The sequence below is a fragment of the Rufibacter soli genome, assembly GCF_054781795.1.
In genome coordinates, this window is record NZ_BAAGTS010000003.1 from 141,287 (window position 1) to 159,297 (window position 18,011).

Genomic DNA, 18,011 nt, shown 5'->3' on the forward strand with positions numbered 1-18,011 from the left:
TCAAGTGTTATCATACTCCAACAATAGGTTTAAGCTAGACGCCTACCAGCTTTATTCGTATTACCTGCCAGATGGAAAGGAAACCCACCTATATAAGAAGACGGTTGAACAGTTTCGGGTATGCCCTGCAGGGAATCGCCTCAGCGTTCAAGTCTGAGGAAAACCTGCGGTGGCATGTGCTGTCGGCGGGTGGGGCGGTGGCCCTGGGCTTCTTTCTGGGCATAACGCGGTTAGAGTGGGCCTTGATTATTTTCGCCGTAGGCCTGGTCTGGATGGCAGAGCTTTTTAACACGGCGCTGGAGGTATTGGTGAACCTGGTATCGCCGGGCAGACACCCGCTGGCGGGCAAAGCAAAAGACATTTCGGCGGGCGCCGTATTGGTGGCCGCCTGCACGGCCGCGCTTATTGGCGCCCTGGTTTTCTTCCCCTATCTCTGGACCCTTCTCTTAAAGTCTTCGTAAACCTTCCTTCTAAACAACAGGTTTGTTACTTTTGCCCGCTTTAGGAGGCACTTGCCTCTTTGTTTACCTTTTTTCTTACCATGACTACTACAGACGTACTCAAGAACCTCACCGAATATAACGTTTGGGCCAACACACGCATCTTGAAGAGCCTGGACCGCATTGAAGGCGCCTTGCCAGAATACGCCCAGCTTATGTTCAGCCATTTACTGAATGCCCAGGCCATCTGGATTGCGCGCATTACCGGTACCAAGAGCCCGGTAACCGTTTTGCAGGTGCATTCTTTGGAAGAGCTGCACCAGCTGCATGAGAAAACCTCTCCTAAATTGGTGGAACTGTATGCCAACGCCGATGCCGCTGAACTGGCCCGTACCATTGAATACACCAACACCCAAGGCAAGGCTTATTCCACCAAGGTGCAGGATATCTTGACCCACGCCATTAACCACGCCACTTATCACCGCGGACAGGTTTCACGTGAGTTGAGGCTGGCCGGCCATGAGCCCATCAATTCTGATTATGTGACTTACGTGCGCATTCAGTACGGCCAGGACCTGGAACTTTAATTTTCCGTTTTAGGCCTGTTTTCTGAAAAACGGGCCTAAAACAGATTTATACATCAGTACAAAAAAAGAGAGGAGACCCATAACAGGTCTCCTCTCTTTTTTATGATCTAGCTGGGTAAGACCTAGTTCAGGTTTACCGCCGGGATATCAGTGATTCGGTCATTGGTCACCACCACACCGGTTACTTCTTTGTTTTTGTAAGGAGCCACGGTGCTGTACTGCACTTTATAGGTACCTGCCGGAATGCCTTTGATCAGGTAATTCCCGGCGTCATCGGCGAAGCCGCCTATGGTGTCATTGGCCGCGGAGATCACCAGAATACCTGGCTTGGCGGCAGCTGGCGTAACAGTACCTCTAATGCCCCCGGCCACGGCCTGGGTAATAGTTCTGATCACCGGTTTCAGGTTATAGGCGCCGCTGTTGCCTCTTGGCACCACAGATTTGGCGGCGTCAAAGTCAAGCAGCATCACATAAGTCACGTCTGGCTGCAGCTCTGCGTTTACCTGCAGCTTAACGCCAGAGGTTTGTCCGCTGGGGGTGGTAAGTGGCACCAGAGAGTTACTGCCTTTCAGTTTAAGGGTGTTGTTGTTTCCTAATACCAATCTGATCTGGGAAATACGGCCCGCCGGAAGGGTAGAGCTGGCTAGCAGCGTATCACGGCCATTGGCGAAGTCAAGGAGGTTGTAGACGCCTGGCTTGATGGTTTCCAGGGTGATCCAGCCAGACCCATCATCATTGGCGTCACGGTGCACCTGCACAGATTTAATGTCAATGTTCACTTCATCATAGTCACCGGGGGCATCTGTCAATCTTACTTCCATACGGGAAGTGCCGGAAGGGTCGTTTTCTTCTGAACAAGCCGTGAAACCAAGCACGGACAAGCACATCATGGCAAAGAATACACTCTTTCTCATAGTCAAAAAATAAGGGGGTTAATGGGGCTACTTCTCCGTAGCAGACCTTTAACGCACATCTTTTATCAAAGTATATAAAAAGTTGTTTTAGACCTCATTTTCTAAAAACGTGCCTAAAACAACTTTTCAAAATACCATCTGTGGGTTACTGCTGCTTGGAAGTGTCTGCCGGAGGGGTAGGGGCAGGCTTGCGCGGGGTGAGCAGTTTATTCAACCTGGACTTGGCTTCATCCCGTAGCTTCTGTTCTGCCTCCACGCGTTTCTTGTCCAGTTCCTGACGTGCCTTCAGTTCCATTTCCTGCTGGCGTTTGACCAGTTCGGCTTTGATACTGTCTTTATTGGTAGGCGTGGTGATGTTGTATTTCTCTTTCACGCTTTCCAGCTTGGAGCTCACCACCTCTTTTACCAGGTTAGAGGCCTCGGCCTTCAAGCTGCTGCCTTTCAGGGACACGGCGGGGTCATTGTAGTTACCGGTCACTCCCAAGTTCAGGGTGACCCGCTCCAGGCCTTTGAGGTTCTGCACGCCAGATAAACTGGTGAGTTTGCCAGCCAGAGCGTTTCCTACCTTACCAGAGGGAACATCCAAGGCTACTATATAGTCTATCTTGCCGCTCAGATTATTGGTACCGCCCACGGTCATCTTGATGTCCTTCACCGTGAAATCAAACGGCTTCACTACCAGGTTTCCGCCCACTACCTCGGCCGCGAAGTTCCGGCCCTTGATGGAGAAATTCTGCACCTCATTCAGGTTGGTCAACTGGCTGATCTTGCTCAGGGCCTTCACATTGGCCACTACGGCCTCTACCACCTCAATCATGCCTTTACCGGTAAGGGTGCTCATAACGGGCATCATGTCACTGCCCAGTTCGCCGTTGAGGTTAAACTTGGTGGAGAACTCACCTTTGAGCAGGTTAGCAATGGGCGCTATCTTCTGAATGGTGTTGAAAGCACTGAAAGCGTTCTGGAAATCAAGGTTCTTAATGTCTAGCCCGAAGGAGAATTTAGGGTGGATAAGGTCTCTGGAGTCATAAGAACCAGTGGTGGAAAACTGACCTCCCAACGTGTTAAACGTAACGTCTTCCAGTCTGGCTATCTGGTCTTTAAGGGTCACCTTGCCTTTCAGGTTCTGGAGCTTGAGGTTGTCATACAGTACGGTACCCGCCTGGGTTATCAACACCATTTCCAGGTTAGCCGGAATCTGCACCACGCCTTGCGCCTCCTTAGTAGAGGAGGGAACGGTCTGGCCGGTATGCTCATCCACCATCCACTCATTCACGTTGAAGTTGGTGGAGTTCAGAGTGAAGTTTCCGCGCAGGGGTTGGTTCTCTGAGAACAGGTAGCCCATGTAATTAGACACGGTGCCATTCATCTGCACGTCGCTCTTGCCCAGGAACCCGTTCAGTTGCTGCAGGGCCACTTGCTCATTGTTGAAGGTAGCTTTAGCCGAGTTGATCTTCATGCCCTGCGGCAAATCTGTGCTCTTATAGTTGAGGTTGGCAATCTGCACGGTACCGCTGGCTTGCACGTTGCCGTACCTTCCGGCGTCTACATCGGTCATCTTGCCTTTGGCCAGAATGTTCCCGTTCAGGCGGCCGCTCAGGGTAGTACCTTCAATGGGGAAAATCTTGGTGAGTTTGGTCAGGTCCAGCACACCTTTAACATCGGCGTCAAACTGGGGCTGGGCCAGGTTCTTGATGGAAACGCGGCCTTCCAGGGGCTCTTTGTCCAGCAGCATCTTAAACCGGGAGATCTGGATATCGGTGTCGGCGGCGTTGCCGGTACGGTTGCTCACGTTGCCTATCACGGTCACCTGCTCCAGTGGGGCAGGGAACTCACTTGATTTCACGTAGCCGTTGGTTAGGTTCAGTTTGGCGGTTACCACCGGCATGTGTTTCTCAAAGTAGACGCCTTTGGCCTGAGCGTCTACGTCCAGCAAGCCGCGCAGGGTAGTGCCTTCTACCGGGAACACCTTAGTCACCTCGGCTAAGTCCAGCTTGGCTTTCAGGTTCCCGTCAATCTTCATAGGGCTCAATCCATCAATCACCACGCGGCCGTCTACCGGGTTCTTGCCCAGGTCCAGGTGCAGTTTGCGCACATCTACCAGGGTATGATCCATATTGCCATCGGTGTTTTTCACGCTCATGTCAATATTGATGTTTTTGGCCGCCTGTGGCAGGTCTGGATACTGGAAGGTACCGTTGTTTACTTTCAGGTCTACCCCAAAGCCCGGCATGGTGGTCTCATTGTACACCCCTTTCACGTAGCCGTTAAAGGCTACTTTCCCATCTGTCTTCACGTCCTTAAAATCTTTGGTGAACACGCCGGGCACCAGGGAGAAGATATTCTTGAAATCGGTCTCCAGGGCTTTGAAGGTCAGGTCCAGGTTGATATCATCGGTGGGCATGCCTACTGAGCCTGCCATCCCGAAGGCGAAATCATTGAGCCGGAAGTTGTTGTCTTTAAAGGTGTAGAGGAACTTGTTCAGGTCCATGGCCATGGTCACGTCGGCGTCCAGCTTCTTGTTCTCTATGTAGTTGACGCCGTCATAGGTCATGGTAAAGCGCTCGGCCTGGGTTTTGGTGGTCATGTCAAAGATGTCCTTGGCCAGGTCACCGCTGCCGGTGTGGTCTACGTTATAGGCGGCTATGCCGAAGGGAATGCTCAGGTCCTGGTAGATAATCTGCCCCTGGTCCATTTTCCATTCGTTGATGGCCATCTTGAAATCAGTGGTGTCCTGGTTTTGGGCAGCGGCCAGGGAGTCTGGGATGAAAATGTCCCAGTTGGCTTTCCCGCTCTTGAGCACCAGCAGTTTCAGGCGCGGCTCGCCCAGGTGCACTGATTTTATCTTCATCTGGTCCCCGGTGATCACGCTCATCAGGTCCAGGCCCAGACTGAAATCTGGCAGGTAGGCCAGCGTGTCGCGCTGGAAAGAGTCTTTGCCTACAATGGTGAGATCCTTCACGCTCAGGGCCAGATCTGGGAATGTGCGAAATAGGGACAGACTTACGTTATCTGTTTCGTATAAGACCCGGGCGTTCACGCTTTTGGCAATCTCTTTATCTAACCGGTCTTTGATCTTATCTTTGAAGAAGATAGGAACCAAGGCGGCGGCGGCAAGCAACACTACTACAAATACTGCCAGGCCTATAATTAATTTCCTCATATTGGTAATGATGTATTTTCAGGTTGTAAGTTTAGGCATTTTCAAATGATTATGCGCTTGGTAAGGCTTCTGCAATTAATGTGCCGTCTCTTTTGCTGTACTTTTCTTAGGTGGCGTGGCCTGGTTCCCTTGGTTATCCTGCTTTGGATAGGTTCTTTCCCGGCCCAGGCACAGGAGAGCGGCAGTGTTTTGCCTTATTCCCACCGCCTTTTCCTTAACCCCGCCTTTACCGGTTTATTGTCTGACTACAGCGTGACCGCCGGCCACCGCTCGCAATGGACCGGCGTCAGCCCGGGGTTCAGTACCCAAATGGTGAGCGGCGAGTACCGTTTCCTGGAAAAAAAGAATGCGGTAGGGGCTACGTTTCTATCTGATAAAGCACCGGGCGCCGGGTACCAGAAAGTGCAGGCGAACGCCCTTTACGCCTACCATACAAAATTAAAACAAAAACTGGATTTGAGTGCCGGCCTGCAGGTAGGATACGGTGCCGAGAGACCAGGTACTAAAAACTTAATCTTTGAAGACCAGTTAGGTCCGGATGGCACTGTTAATCAGCCTACTACAGAGACTTTCAGCTTTGAGAGAAAGCAGTATCTGTCCCTGGGGGCCGGTTTGCTTCTTTTTACCCGCCAATTCTGGGTAGGGCTCTCTAGCACGCAGTTGAATTCCCCGGCCGTGGGGGAAGGTTCTGGGAGCACCGTGGCGCCTACTTTTCAGCTGCAGACGGGGTACCGGTTTTACCTGAAAAGCTATTTTTCAGAAAATAAATTTGAGGAGATTAGCTTTGTGCCCACCCTTTCGTATCTTCACCAACGTGCGTTTAAACGCCTGGATGCAAGTATTTATGCCAATTTCACTCCTTTCACGGTAGGGTTGGGTGCTACCATGCTGCCGGGTACAAAAAATACACCCCTGGCAAGTACTATACAGGGGGTGGCAGGCGTTACACATAAGGGATTTAAAATAGGATATGGGTACCGGCACCCGGTGTCTGAAAACCCAGTGGCCCTGGGCCCCACCCATGAGCTGATTCTTTCCTTTGAGAAAGTGGATTACGAGAAGATTTTTAAAAGGTCAGGCTCCGATAAAAAATACAATCGGATTGCTTGCCCAGCGTTCTAATTTTCTATAATATTGCGTGTTAAAAGGTATATTTGATCTAAGAATACAATTTATCTGGTAGTTACCAAATTTATGAAGCTGTCTAAACAATTAATGTACGTGTTGGCTGCGGGGATGATCGTGTTTTCTTCCTGCTCCAAGAACAAACGTCCCACCAGCCAAGATCCGGGCAAAAAGAGTACTGCCACCGGGATTGAGTTTGATGAAGAAGAGGGGGGCTTTGCGGTAGCAGACTACAGCGACGTACCTGAAGGACCAGGTCTGGTCTTTATTGAAGGTGGTAGAACAACCCTTGGCTCTTCTGAAGAAGACGTGGCCATGACCCGTGATAACATTGAGCGTACCGTTACTATTGCTTCTTTCTACATGGACGAGGCAGAGGTAGCCAACATTCACTGGTTAGAATACCTACACTACATCCGGAAAGACTCTTCTGAAGAAATCTATGCCAAAGCGTTACCTGACACCACCGTGTGGGAGCGTGAGCTTTCTTTCAATGACCCTTACGTAAGCTATTACCTGCGTTACCCAGGTTTCCGCTACTACCCGGTAGTAGGCGTGAGCTGGCTGCAGGCCCAGGACTACTGTACCTGGAGAACGGCCATGGTAAACAAAGGCCTTGCCTCTAAATACAAAGGTGACTTAGCCGAAGGTGCTACGCCTCCAATTGAGTCTGGCGCCATTCTGCCCAACTACCGTCTCCCAACAGAGGCTGAGTGGGAATATGCTGCCCAGGCCTTGATCGGGACTCAGTTGAGCGAAGAAGAAAACCAAACCAACAAGCGTATCTACCCATGGGACGGCCACCAGGTGCGTAACCCATATGGTAAAAACCAAGGTCAGTTCCTGGCTAACTTCAAACGTGGCCGTGGTGACTACGCCGGTATTGCCGGTTCTTTGAATGACGGTGCCATGATCACTGAGTACGTGTACGCTTATCCGCCCAATGACTTCGGTCTGTATAACATGGCTGGTAACGTGAACGAGTGGGTACAAGACGTGTACCGTCCGCTTTCTTTCCAGGACGTGGAAGATTTGAACCCGGTGCGTAGAAACGGTGTATTGGATGACTCTTCTATGTATGACGTAGCTGGCTTCCAGTCTTTGATCACTAACACCGTTCGTGTATACAAAGGTGGATCCTGGAAAGACGTAGCCTACTGGTTATCTCCTGGTACCCGTAGATTCATGGAGCAGGATTCTGCTACCTCTACTATTGGTTTCCGTTGCGCCATGATTAACACTGGCTCTAACAAATAAGAAAAGTTTCTAAAGCATAAGTAAAAAGGGCCGGTTAGTAACCGGCCCTTTTTGTTTTTTAGGATATAATTATATAGATGCATCCAATTAAGAAGAATAAGGGTCATGAAATAAAAACAGTAAGGGTCATGGAAAAGTCTGTTGTTTTAATTATCCCAATTATATGTCTCCTTTTTTCATGTGAAAAAGATGAAGTATATCCTTATTCCCTTTCAAGTAAGTGGAAACTTGAAATGTCATGCGGAGGCGTTGTAGGGTGCTTACCTGCAAGTAATGTCACTACTATTGAATTTAAAGCTAATATAATCACTGAGGAGGCTAAGACCTCTCAGACATCACCACCGATCTATTACAAGAGATCAAATTATACAATACTGGATATAGCTTACGAGGATTCCAAAGCTACTTATAAGATAAAGCTTGAAGATGGGACTATCTACATGGTAGATGTATCTGCTGACCAACTGGTTTTAACTAATGAGTTACTACAGAGAATATATCATAAGCTGTAGTAACAACTTGTAGAGAGAACAACTTTATCTAGGATATGCTAAATCGCTTTAAAATACATTTTAGCCTAATCATTATAGACAATTCTACAAGGTATAGGCAATGGCCGCCACGCTCACGGTCTTAGCACCCTGGTGGAGTAGGAGGGAGGCACAAGCCTCCAACGTGGCACCTGTGGTAATCACGTCATCTACCAGCAACACATGCTTACCCTGGATAGACTCCTTATTATATATACTATACAGCTGTTGCATAGCTTCCCATCGGGCCTGCCGGTCTTTCTTGGTTTGGGTAACACTGTTCTTATTTTTCTGCAGGGCATCTTCCGCCACCGGAACAGCCAAGGCTACAGCCAGCTCCCGGGAGAAGGCCGCTACTTGGTTGTAGCCTCTTTGCTTCAGCTTGCTTTTATGTAAGGGCACCGGCACTACCACCTTAATATCTGCGTAGCCTGGCTGGCCTTGCAGTAAGGCACCATACCAACGGCCCAATACTTCACCTACCTCTTCTTGGCCTCTGTATTTGAGTTGGTGCAATAACCGCTGCACACGTCCCTTCTCCTGAAACTTGAGGTATGCGCCGGCTGCCTGTAGAGGAACCCTCCCCCAGAAAACTGTATGCAAGGCATTATCTAAAGGTGAGGTATGGAAATCTGTGTAGGGTAGTTTGATGCGGCAATGGCTGCAGATGACCTCTTCGCCCATGGCCAAATCACCGGCACAAGCCCGGCACTCCTCGGGGTACAGCAAGGCCAGAAAATCATGGAAGAGCGTACGCAGGGTCATCTGTAAGGGTGGGGGCATAGCACTCTTGCTGATTTTGGTGTAACTTTACAGTAGGGCACAGGAGCCCGTTTAATTTCGCACAACAATGAGCCAAGTAAAAGAATTCAACGACTACCGCACCCGCATGAACGAGAAGATCATGGCCGCGGATAATAAAGTAATTAAACGCTTTTTCAACCTGGACACTAATGCCTACGCAGACGGTGCCATTGACGTGAAGACCAAAGAAATGCTAGGCCTGGCCTGCTCCATGGTCCTGCGCTGCGATGACTGTATTAAGTACCACCTGGGCAAATGCTTTGAGTGCGGCCTCTCTGATGAGGAGGTATATGAAGTGTTCGCCATTGCGAATTTGATAGGCGGTTCCATTGTGATCCCTCACTTTAGAAGAGCGGTGGAGTACTGGGAAGAACTGAAAACGGAACAGCAAGGGTAAAGCAAACCGAGAAAAGGCAAATCTGTTTTAAGCCTGTTTTATGAAAAACGGGCTTAAAACAGCAAAGAATGCCACTGTGGATTACTAGGATTAAAAGCCTTTTCTAAAGAGATTTCCGCGGAAGGTAGCAAACCACATAATTTACGTTTTAAGCATGTTTTGGCAAAAATAGGCTTAAAACATACTTAAAAACTAAGTGGGAAAACTAATCATATCCACAGCTGTCCTCTTCTCTTACTAGCACACTTATACACACGGCACCCATGGAGAACGAAGAAGATTTTGATGTCCGGTGGGCAGCGCTGCGCCAGGATTTCAAGAAGAAGTTCGGTAAGAAGCCTGACCTCAATACCATCCTTTTTTTAATAGGCATTCAGGAACTAGGGCAGGGGGCGCGGGAGTTCACCAAAGAGGAAAAGCAGGACCTCATGCATATTGCCACCTGCAAACTGCTCAGCTTGTCTGGCTACTATGAACTGGAGGGAACCGACCAGGACGGATGGCCGCATTGGAAATCCGTCAAGCAACTACCTGCCTGCAACCTGAAAGAACAGGAGCGCATGCTCAAGTGGCATGCTTTGGAATACTTTGACCAAATGAGTTAAATGAAAATCATCAGTTATAACGTAAACGGCATCCGGTCTGCCATCTCAAAAGGATTTGTGGACTGGGTAAGGGCAGCCAACCCAGACGTATTGTGTCTGCAGGAAATAAAGGCCTGCGAGGACAAATTCGACAAAGTCCCTTTTGAAGAGTTGGGCTACAAAGTGTTTTTGCACCCGGCCACCAAGAAAGGGTACAGCGGCGTGGCTATCCTTTCCAAGGCAGAACCCAAGAATGTTTGCATTGGCTGCGGCATAGAGCAGTACGACCAGGAGGGAAGAGTCATCAGGGCAGATTTTGACGGGTATTCGGTGTTGAATGTGTACATGCCTTCTGGCTCCAGCGGGGAACATAGGCAAGCCTTCAAGATGGAATGGCTCCGTGATTTTCAACAGTACATGCAGGGTTTAAAGCAAACGGTGCCCGGTTTGGTTATTTGCGGCGACTATAACATCTGCCACCAGGCCATTGATATCCACAACCCTAAATCCAATGCCAAGAGCTCGGGCTTCCTACCCGAGGAGCGCAACTGGTTCTCTGGTTTCCTGAAGGATGGCTTCATTGACTCGTTCCGGCACTTCAACCAAGAGCCGCACCAGTACACTTGGTGGAGCTACCGGGCCAATGTGCGCACCAAGAACCTGGGCTGGCGCATTGATTACCTGTTGGTATCTGACCACCTAAAGCCGTTCATGAAACGGGCCGCCATTTTACCGGAGGCTAAACACTCTGACCATTGCCCCGTGTTGCTGGAAATGCACCCGGTAGAGGCATAGGCTTTCCCTCTTTCTCAAAAGGCGTTTTGGGGCTGTTTTCTTAAAAACGGCTCCAAAACGCCTTTTTCTTTTCTGTCTTCATTACATACCAAGCTTTGGTGCATGAGCGCTAGCAAACCTGTTATCTCCCGCTATAGAAGTCCTACCTTAGTCTCGTTTCGGGGCCATTTTCCAGAAAACAGGCCTAAAACAGGGCAATAGCTTCCAATTCAAAGAATTAACAATAAATTAGTGAGCGAAAGAGTTAATACTCTACTACCTAATTACGTATGAAAAGGCAAGGAAACGACTTGGACTTCCTGCTGCTACGTTCCCGTTTCCTGACTACCTCCTTAATTTCTCTTCAAAGTATGCGGGCTGCCGGTTCTTTCCATTTAGTTTTACAGCAGCTTCAGGCGTTCAAGCGTAAGTTTTACCTGAACCTGCTCTTCAAAGGCGCGCTTCTCACTGTGGGGCTGCTGCTGTCTTCTTTCCTGCTCATTACTGTTTTAGAGTACTTCTTTTACTTTCAGCCGGAGGTTAGGGCGTTTCTGCTCTTCTCTTTTCTGGCTATTAGCGCTTTTGCCATTATAAGATGGCTCTGGACGCCCCTCATGGCCCTGGCTAACCTAAAAAAGCTGCTTTCAGATGAGCAGGCGGCCCGGCAGGTGGCACAGTATTTCCCTGAGATCCAGGACCGGCTCCTGAATCTGCTGCAACTCAAGAACGTGGCCCTGAACAATGATCTAGTAGCCGCCAGCGTGGAGCAACGGTCTGAGGAGTTGGCCAGTTACCGTTTCCCGGAGCGTATCAAGCTTACCCAGAACCGCTCTTACTTCAAATACCTGCTCTTGCCCTTGTCTCTGGTGTTGGTGCTGGCCTTTATCTATCCGGCGCTGTTTGTGCAGGGTACCGAACGGATTATCCATTTCAAGCGGCATTATACCCCTAAAGCACCGTTTGAGTTCAAGATTGAAAACCGATCACTGCAGGCCTTCAAAGGCGAAGACTTTGAGCTGAAGGTGACCATTGAAGGGAAATCTATTCCGGAGGAGGTGGCGCTGGTCTTGGATGGGAGGGTGCTTCCGCTTAAACAGACCGGTGACAATACCTATGTCTATGAGTTCAAGCAAGTGCAGGAGCCCGTGGATTTCCAGTTGACCGGTGCCGGCTTTTATTCTGCTTCCAACCATTTAAACGTGGTGGCCCGCCCCATGCTTCGGTCCTTGAGGGCGGAGCTGAAATACCCGGCCTATACCCGCAAACCGGCCGAAACACTGGATAACACCGGTGATTTGACCGTTCCGGAGGGTACACAGGTTACCTGGCGTCTGGCCGCCGACAATGCGGACTCCCTATGGTTGCAGTTCCATGCCCCTGCGCAAACCGTAAAAGCTGAGCTTAAGGACGAGGAATACGTGGTCAAGAAAATCTTCCTGCAGAGCCAGCCCTACAGCATGCACCTTAAAAATCCTTATTCAGAGAACAAGGAGCAGATTTCGCACCAGGTGACCGTCATCCCAGACCAAACCCCTGAAATCACGCTGGAGCAGTTCAAAGACTCAGTGTTGTATTCTTACTTAGTGGTGGGCGGGACCATCTCTGATGACTATGGATTCAGTCGGCTGGCGCTATACTACCGCGTGCTCAAAGGCAACCAGTCTGGGGGCGGGTACAGAACCGTAGGCTTGCCCATAAATGGCTCTCTGGCCACGCAGTCTTACTTTCATCAGCTTAACCTGAAACCCTTTAACCTGCAGCCCGGCGACAAGCTGGAGTACTATGTGCAGGTCACAGACAATGACCAGGTACCGCAGCCTAAGAGCGCCCGAACCTCTACCTTCATTTTCAAGTACCCAGACCCGTCTGAGCTCCGCAAATCCATTGAGGAAACCTCGCAGCAGGTGCAGTCCCAGATGAAATCATCGCTCACCAAGGCGGAGGAACTGAAAAAGTCTTTAGAGCAGAACGAGGACAAGACCAAACTCAAGAAGGAGCTCTCTTACCAGGACAAAAAAGCCCTGCAGGAGCTAGCTGAGAAGAAGAAGGCCTTGCAGGAAGACTTGGAAGCCATGAAGAAGATGAACGAGCAGCTCAACCAGCAGCAGGAGCGCTTCTCGCCCCAGAGTGAGAAATTAGCCGAAAAACGCGAGCAACTGCAAAAGCTCATGGACCAGCTATTGGATGAGGAAACCAAAAAGCTGTATGAGCAACTGGAAAAACTCCTGCAACAGAAACAGCCAGACCCAGCCCAGATACAGCCTCTCCTGGACAAACTCAACAACAAGGAAGACAACCTCCAGAAAGAGCTGGACCGCCTACTGGAAATGTTCAAGCAACTTCAGGTAGAGCAGAAACTAGACAATGCCCTGCAGAAGCTGGATGAGATGGCTAAAAAGCAGGAAGACCTGGCCAACAAGACCGCAGAGCAGAAAGAGAAAGCAGACCAAGGCTTGCAACAGGAGCAGAAAGCGCTGCAAGAGGAATTCAAACAGATGCAGGAAGACCTCAAAGAAGCCGATAAGCTGAACAAAGAGCTGGAGAACCCGGAAGACATGCCGGATACGGACCAGACTGAGCAGCAGATTGAGCAGGAGCAGCAGAATGCCCAGGAATCTATGCAGAAAGGCAAGAACCAGAAGGCAAGCCAGCAGCAGAAATCAGCCGCCCAGAAGATGAAGGAGATGTCCCAGCAGATGCAGAGCCAGGAGATGGGCGGTGACATGCAGCAGATGCAGGAGAACCTGGATCATCTAAGAGACATCCTGGAGAACTTGGTGACTCTTTCCTTTGACCAGGAGAAGCTCATGAAAGACTTCAGATCTGTGCAACAGACAGACCCTAGGTTTATAGGCCTGGCCCAGCAGCAGCTTAAACTCTCAGATGACGCCACTATTATTGAAGACAGTCTTTTGTCGCTGGCCAAACGCGTTCCGCAGATAGAATCCTTTGTGACCCGTGAAGTAGGGGCCATGGAAGAGGAGATGAGCAAAAGCTCTGAGTCTATCAAAGAGCGCAACCTGGGCAAAACCGGAAACCACCAACAGTTGGCCATGACCTCCATGAACAACCTGGCCCTCATGCTCAGTGACGTACAAAAGCAGATGCAGCAGGCCATGATGGCCATGCAGCAAAGCGGACCCGGCAAAAAGAAAGGCAAAGGCAAGAACGGAAAGAACCAACCCGGTAAGATGGGCCAGATGCAGCAACAGCTCAATGAACAGATTCAGCAACTGCAGAAGAGCGGCAAAAGCGGCAAGGAACTGTCTGAACAGCTGGCTAGGTTAGCCGCCCAACAGGAAATGCTTCGTAACGCTATGAAGGAGCTAGCCCCGGCGCCAGGTGCCCCCGGAGGCAAGGAGGGAGGGGAGAAACTCAGTAATTTGAGCAAGCTCATGGAACAAACCGAAACTGATCTCGTTAATAAACGTCTTACGGAACAGACCATGATGCGACAGAAAGAGATTCTGACGCGCCTACTGCAAGCTGAGAAGGCCGCCAATGAGCGTGATCTGGATGAGAAAAGGGAAGCCAATACCGCCAAGGAATTGCCGGCCCGCATCCCGCCATCGCTCCAGAAGTACCAGGAACGGCAGAAACAGCAGACAGAAACGCTCCGTCAGAACCTACCTGCGCTGACTCCTTATTATAAAAGACAGGTAGATGCTTATTTTAAGCAATTAGGTTATTAGATTTGCAGACATTTCAGATATAGTAAACATATTATGAATCAAGTAAAAATTCAGATTCCTTCTATCATTGAGAATATCCGCATTGTGGAGAGCTTTATAGACAACTCCCGGGAGAAGTTCCAGATTGAAGATGATATCTATGGTAATATTATGGTTGCCGTGACGGAATCTGTGAACAACGCCATTAGACACGGTAACAAGTTTGATAAAGATAAGAACGTCTATCTTTCTCTTTTCGTGGAACCCAACCAATTGCGTTTTGAGATAGAAGATGAGGGAAGTGGCTTTGATCCAAATTCATTAAGTGACCCTACCGCCCCTGAAAACCTTGAAAACCCTGGTGGACGCGGCATCTTTTTAATGCGCAACCTATGTGATGATGTTACCTTCAGCAATGATGGCCGCACCGTGTCACTAACCTTTAATATTGAGAATGCAGGAACTGCCAATTGAGTTTTTTGCCGAAGAGGTAGAATTTGAGGTAAAGAACGAGTCTAAAGTCAAAGAGTGGCTTTTTGAGATTATTTCAGAAAATTCCTTCGAAGTAGAATCTTTGAACTACATTTTTTGTTCCGATGAATATCTTCATCAGATGAATGTAGAATACTTAGATCATGATACGCTCACTGATGTCATCACCTTTGATAATTCCGATATAGAAGGAGTTATTGAAGGTGATGTTTTCATTAGTATAGACCGCATTGTGGACAACGCCGCTACTTTCAACACCTCCACTGAAAAGGAGCTACACCGGGTTATGGCCCATGGGTTACTCCATTTACTGGGTTTTGATGATAAAACGCCCGAAAAGCAAGCTATCATGCGTTCTAAAGAAGAAGAGTGTTTGGCGCTTATAAAGTTTTAAACACACCATTCTTTAGTTTTACCTCACTTATCAACAATGTTTCACGTGAAACATCACACTAATCCACATTATGTTCACAAATTATGATGTAATAATTGTTGGGGCAGGACACGCCGGCTGTGAAGCCGCTCACGCAGCTGCCACCATGGGATCGAAGGTATTACTCGTAACCATGAACATGAACACTATTGCCCAAATGTCTTGCAACCCAGCCATGGGTGGTGTAGCCAAAGGACAGATAGTACGGGAAGTAGATGCCCTAGGCGGAATGAGCGGAATCATCACGGATAAAACTATGATCCAGTTCAGAATGCTGAATATGTCCAAAGGCCCCGCCATGTGGAGCCCGCGCGCCCAGAGCGACCGCATGCGTTTCGCTGAGGAATGGAGAATGGCTCTTGAGCAAACCCCCAACATAGATTTCTGGCAGGAAATGGTCTCAGAGATTTTGGTGGAAGATGGCCGGGCCGTAGGAGTGAAGACCAGCCTGGGGATTGACATTAAAGCCAAAGCCGTAGTATTAACCAATGGCACCTTCCTAAATGGGGTCATCCATATAGGGGAGAAAAAATTAGGCGGTGGCCGGGCTGCCGAGAAGTCAGCGAAAGGAATTACGGAGCAGTTAGTGTCTTTAGGTTTTGAAGCCGGCCGCATGAAAACCGGTACCCCGCCCCGCGTGGATGGCCGCAGCCTGAACTATGACGTCATGGAAGAGCAGAAAGGGGATGAGAATCCTTCCAAGTTCTCCTATACAGACACACCGGCGCTCAACAACCAAAGAAGCTGCTATATCACTTACACAAATAGTAAGGTCCATGAAATCCTGAAAACCGGATTTGAGAAATCCCCCATGTTTCAGGGAAGGATACAAGGCTTGGGACCGCGTTATTGCCCGTCTATTGAGGATAAGATCAACCGCTTCGCGGAGCGGGATCGCCACCAGATCTTCGTGGAACCCGAAGGTTGGAGCACCGTGGAAGTGTACGTGAATGGTTTCTCCAGCTCTCTGCCCGAAGACGTACAGTTAAAAGCCTTGCGCGAAATACCAGGATTTGAGAACGCTAAAATGTTTCGGCCCGGTTACGCCATTGAATATGACTTCTTCCCACCTACACAATTGAACCTGACCCTGGAAACCAAGCTGGTGGATAACCTCTACTTTGCAGGGCAGATCAATGGTACTACTGGGTATGAGGAAGCGGCCTGCCAAGGCCTTATGGCGGGAATTAACGCCCATAATAAGGTGCATAACTTAGAGCCGTTCGTCCTTAAAAGATCAGAGGCCTACATAGGCGTTTTGATTGATGACCTGGTGAATAAAGGCACCGAGGAACCTTACCGCATGTTCACCTCCCGCGCTGAGCACCGTATCTTGCTTCGCCAGGACAACGCAGACTTGCGCCTCACCGAAAAAGGGCACCAGTTGGGTTTGGCTTCTGAAGAACGTCTGCATAAAGTAATCCGCAAACGGGAAGAGACCGCTGAAGTGCTCGCCTACCTGCAACAAAAAGGAATTGAGCCAGAAGAAGTGAACGCCATATTACTGTCTCTGGACTCAGCGCCTATCAGTGAGAGAGCAAAGGCGGGGAATCTACTCAAGCGCCCCAACGTGGAACTGGAGCATTTACTGCACTCCTCTGACAGCCTGAACCTGTTCCTGAGTAAATATTTACCAGATAGCCTGGAGCAAGCGGTTATTCTTTTGAAATATGCGAGCTATATTGACAAAGAAAACCAGATGGCCGCCAAAATGGAGGAACTGGAGAACTACATCATCAAAGGCCGGTTAGATTACAAGGGAATTACGGCGCTCTCCAATGAAGCCCGGGAGAAACTCTTTAAGGTGCAGCCTGAAACCTTAGGACAAGCATCGCGCATCAGTGGCGTATCTCCGGCAGATATTTCCATTCTGATGGTATACTTAGGAAAATAGAATGAGCTACGAACGGCTAGACCATTGCCCCATTTGTTCAAAAACCGAGTTTAAAAATTTTCTGGTAGTACAGGACAAGAGCGTTTCAAAGGAAAGCTTTGTGATTGTGCAGTGTCTGAATTGCCAGCTCAAGTTCACCAATCCGCGTCCGCCGGAAGAAAGCATTGGTCCTTACTATGCCTCTGAGGAATACATTTCCCACTCAGACACTAGCAAAGGGTTGCTCAATAAAACCTACCGTCTGGTTAGGTCTATGGCGGTTAAGACCAAGGTGGAGCTGGTGAACCGGTTAAGTAAAAAGGGGAATATCCTGGATTACGGCTGTGGGGTAGGGTATTTTCTGCAAGCCTGCCAGAAACAAGGTTGGCAGGTAGAGGGGTATGAACCCAATGAAACCGCTAGAAAGCAAACCGAAGAGAAACTGGGGAAACCCGTTCACCACGGGTCATTGGAGGAGCTAGGGCAGGAAACGTCTGATGTGGTTACGCTGTGGCACGTGTTAGAACACATTCACCAGTTGAATGAAACGGTAAAGGCCTTGGTGAATGCCACCAAAAAAGGAGGCCATATAGTCATAGCGGTGCCCAACGCAGACTCTTATGACGCTAAAAAATACGGGGCAGATTGGGCAGCCTATGATGTGCCGCGGCATCTGTATCACTTCAATAAAATCAGCATGCAACGTCTGCTCAAAAAGCACCGGCTGGAATTAAAGGAAGTTTTACCCATGAAATGGGATGCCTATTACGTAAGTATCTTGAGCGAAAAGTATAAACATGGCCAAACCAAAATGCTGGGCTCGTTCTTTACCGGATTCAGGTCCAACCTGCACGGTGCGTACAACGGAAACTCCTATTCCAGCCAGATTTTTATTGCCCAGAAAAAATAACCCATAGAAAAGCAAGCGTAATGACCTTATAGTGCAGACTGTAAGGTCATTTCCATT

General features: G+C 49.2%; 16 protein-coding genes. 13 read left to right on the forward strand and 3 right to left on the reverse strand.

All coding sequences use genetic code 11. From position 1 onward, the window contains the following. The first annotated feature begins 71 nt into the window (after positions 1-71). Entirely contained in the window at positions 72-461 is a 390-nt protein-coding gene (locus ACYVJQ_RS14015; protein WP_460893729.1) for a diacylglycerol kinase family protein, read from the forward strand. Positions 462-541: 80 nt separating this feature from the next. Beyond that, positions 542-1,027 (forward strand): DinB family protein, encoded by a 486-nt coding sequence (locus tag ACYVJQ_RS14020; protein ID WP_460893730.1) that lies wholly within the window; start codon positions 542-544, stop codon positions 1,025-1,027. A 122-nt stretch (positions 1,028-1,149) separates the two neighbouring features. On the opposite strand, the gene ACYVJQ_RS14025 is transcribed toward ACYVJQ_RS14020, so the two are convergent. Next, positions 1,150-1,941: a DUF4382 domain-containing protein gene (locus tag ACYVJQ_RS14025; RefSeq protein ID WP_460893731.1), complete on the reverse strand. Its 792-nt coding sequence runs from the start codon at positions 1,939-1,941 to the stop codon at positions 1,150-1,152. A gap of 145 nt (positions 1,942-2,086) precedes the next feature. After that, positions 2,087-5,104, reverse strand: a complete 3,018-nt coding sequence (locus tag ACYVJQ_RS14030) for an AsmA family protein (RefSeq protein WP_460893732.1) — start codon at positions 5,102-5,104, stop codon at positions 2,087-2,089. A 129-nt stretch (positions 5,105-5,233) separates the two neighbouring features. Here ACYVJQ_RS14030 and ACYVJQ_RS14035 point away from each other — a divergent pair, with 129 nt between their 5' ends. The 3 genes from ACYVJQ_RS14035 to ACYVJQ_RS14045 all read left to right on the forward strand — a co-directional run bounded on the left by ACYVJQ_RS14035 (position 5,234) and on the right by ACYVJQ_RS14045 (position 7,998). After that, positions 5,234-6,226, forward strand: a complete 993-nt coding sequence (locus ACYVJQ_RS14035) for a PorP/SprF family type IX secretion system membrane protein (RefSeq protein WP_460893733.1) — start codon at positions 5,234-5,236, stop codon at positions 6,224-6,226. Positions 6,227-6,298: 72 nt separating this feature from the next. Next, complete coding sequence (gldJ, locus tag ACYVJQ_RS14040; protein WP_460893734.1) at positions 6,299-7,486, forward strand: gliding motility lipoprotein GldJ; 1,188 nt, start codon at positions 6,299-6,301, stop codon at positions 7,484-7,486. A gap of 77 nt (positions 7,487-7,563) precedes the next feature. After that, a complete protein-coding gene (locus ACYVJQ_RS14045; protein ID WP_460893735.1) occupies positions 7,564-7,998 on the forward strand; it encodes a hypothetical protein in 435 nt (144 codons plus the stop codon). An 84-nt stretch (positions 7,999-8,082) separates the two neighbouring features. Here ACYVJQ_RS14045 and ACYVJQ_RS14050 read toward each other — a convergent pair whose 3' ends face one another. After that, positions 8,083-8,799 carry a ComF family protein gene (locus ACYVJQ_RS14050; protein ID WP_460893736.1) on the reverse strand — a complete coding sequence of 239 codons (717 nt, stop codon included), beginning with the start codon at positions 8,797-8,799 and terminating at the stop codon, positions 8,083-8,085. A gap of 67 nt (positions 8,800-8,866) precedes the next feature. Between ACYVJQ_RS14050 and ACYVJQ_RS14055 the strand changes: the two genes are divergently transcribed. The 8 genes from ACYVJQ_RS14055 (at position 8,867) to ACYVJQ_RS14090 (ending at position 17,954) form a co-directional block, all read left to right on the forward strand. Then, a complete protein-coding gene (locus ACYVJQ_RS14055) occupies positions 8,867-9,217 on the forward strand; it encodes a carboxymuconolactone decarboxylase family protein (RefSeq protein ID WP_460893737.1) in 351 nt (116 codons plus the stop codon). Between the two features lie 263 nt (positions 9,218-9,480). Further along, entirely contained in the window at positions 9,481-9,822 is a 342-nt protein-coding gene (locus ACYVJQ_RS14060; RefSeq protein WP_460893738.1) for a hypothetical protein, read from the forward strand. Continuing rightward, a complete protein-coding gene (locus ACYVJQ_RS14065; protein ID WP_460893739.1) occupies positions 9,823-10,596 on the forward strand; it encodes an exodeoxyribonuclease III in 774 nt (257 codons plus the stop codon). It begins immediately after the preceding gene. Between the two features lie 269 nt (positions 10,597-10,865). After that, the gene (locus tag ACYVJQ_RS14070; protein ID WP_460893740.1) at positions 10,866-14,267 is read left to right on the forward strand and encodes a DUF4175 family protein; all 3,402 of its coding nucleotides are present in this window, start codon (positions 10,866-10,868) and stop codon (positions 14,265-14,267) included. A 33-nt stretch (positions 14,268-14,300) separates the two neighbouring features. Then, on the forward strand, positions 14,301-14,720 hold the full coding sequence (locus ACYVJQ_RS14075; protein ID WP_460893741.1) for an ATP-binding protein: 420 nt from the start codon (positions 14,301-14,303) through the stop codon (positions 14,718-14,720). Next, on the forward strand, positions 14,701-15,132 hold the full coding sequence (gene ybeY, locus ACYVJQ_RS14080) for an rRNA maturation RNase YbeY (protein ID WP_460893742.1): 432 nt from the start codon (positions 14,701-14,703) through the stop codon (positions 15,130-15,132). The genes ACYVJQ_RS14075 and ybeY overlap by 20 nt, the downstream gene beginning before the upstream one ends. A 70-nt stretch (positions 15,133-15,202) precedes the next feature. Continuing rightward, complete coding sequence (gene mnmG, locus ACYVJQ_RS14085; RefSeq protein ID WP_460893743.1) at positions 15,203-17,065, forward strand: tRNA uridine-5-carboxymethylaminomethyl(34) synthesis enzyme MnmG; 1,863 nt, start codon at positions 15,203-15,205, stop codon at positions 17,063-17,065. 1 nt (position 17,066) lies between these two features. Beyond that, positions 17,067-17,954 carry a class I SAM-dependent methyltransferase gene (locus ACYVJQ_RS14090; RefSeq protein WP_460893744.1) on the forward strand — a complete coding sequence of 296 codons (888 nt, stop codon included), beginning with the start codon at positions 17,067-17,069 and terminating at the stop codon, positions 17,952-17,954. Positions 17,955-18,011: the final 57 nt, after the last annotated feature.